Source organism: Methylibium sp. T29 (assembly GCF_000576205.1).
GTDB lineage: Bacteria > Pseudomonadota > Gammaproteobacteria > Burkholderiales > Burkholderiaceae_C > Methylibium > Methylibium petroleiphilum.
Genome location: NZ_AZND01000511.1, coordinates 1 through 1,194, shown reverse-complemented (window position 1 = coordinate 1,194; position 1,194 = coordinate 1). Strand labels below are relative to the sequence as shown.

At 74.1% G+C, this 1,194-nt stretch carries 2 protein-coding genes; both read left to right on the top strand.

Going from position 1 to position 1,194, the window contains the following annotated elements:
- A partial coding sequence (locus x551_RS22460; protein WP_036251808.1) for an aldehyde dehydrogenase family protein occupies nt 1-442 on the top strand: 442 nt, incomplete at its 5' end.
- A gap of 72 nt (nt 443-514) precedes the next feature.
- A partial coding sequence (gene proC, locus x551_RS22455; protein WP_036251805.1) for a pyrroline-5-carboxylate reductase occupies nt 515-1,194 on the top strand: 680 nt, incomplete at its 3' end.

The following is a 1,194-nucleotide window of genomic DNA, read 5'->3' as shown; positions in this document are numbered from 1 at the left end:
CCCGGCCGGCGCGCAGCACATCGCCCCCTGCGCCTACGAACTGGCGCGCGTGGCCGACCTGCGCCAGGAGGTGTTCGGCCCGGTGCTGCACGTCGTGCGCTGGGGCCCGGGCACCGCCGCACACGGCGGTGCGGCCGACGTGGAGGCGCTGGTGGCGCAGATCAATGCGCTGGGCTACGGCCTCACGCTCGGTGTCCAGACGCGCATCGACTCGCGCGCACAGCGCATCGCGCACGCGGCGCGCGTCGGCAACGTCTATGTCAACCGCAACATGATCGGCGCGGTGGTCGGCGTGCAGCCCTTCGGCGGCGAAGGCCTCAGCGGCACCGGGCCGAAGGCCGGCGGGCCGCTCTACCTGTACCGCTTCTGTGCCGAGCAGGTGGTGACCGTCAACACCGCGGCGGCCGGCGGCAACGCCGCGCTGCTGGCCGGCGCACACTGAGCCGCGCGGCGCGGAACGCGCCCGGCTGGCTAGACTCGAACTCCGATCGAAATCCCGCTCCTGGAGTTGCCGATGAACCACCTTTCCTCTCCCATCGCCTTCATCGGCGGCGGCAACATGGCCAGCGCGCTGATCGGCGGCCTGTTGCGCAGCGGTGTGCACGCGCACGAAGTCCTGGTCGTCGAACCCTGGGCCGAGCAGCGCGAGCGCCTGAAGCAGGCCTTCGGCATCGTCGCCACCGAGCAGGCGACCCCGGCGCTGGCCGATGCCGGCCTGGTGGTGTGGGCCGTGAAGCCCCAGATCTTCCGGGAGGCGGCCGCGCCCTGCGCGCCGCATGTGGGCGAGGCCGCCCAGCTCAGCGTCATGGCGGGCATCCGCACCGACGCCATCGTCGCCGCTACCGGCAACCGCTGCGTGGTGCGGGCGATGCCCAACACGCCGGCGCTGATCGGCCAGGGCATCGCCGGGCTGTACGCGCGGCCCGAGGTCGACGCCGGCCAGCGCAGCAGCGTCGAGGCTCTGCTGGCGCCCACCGGCGCCACGCTGTGGGTCGACCGCGAGGCCGACCTCGACGCCGTGACCGCGCTGTCGGGCTCCGGCCCGGCCTACGTGTTCCTGTTCATCGAGGCGCTGATGGACGCCGCGCGCGACATGGGCCTGACGCCCGAGCAGGGCCGGGCGCTGGCGCTCGGCACCTTCTCCGGCGCCACCGCGCTGGCGGCGCAGAGCGCCGAGCCGCCGTCGGTGCTGCG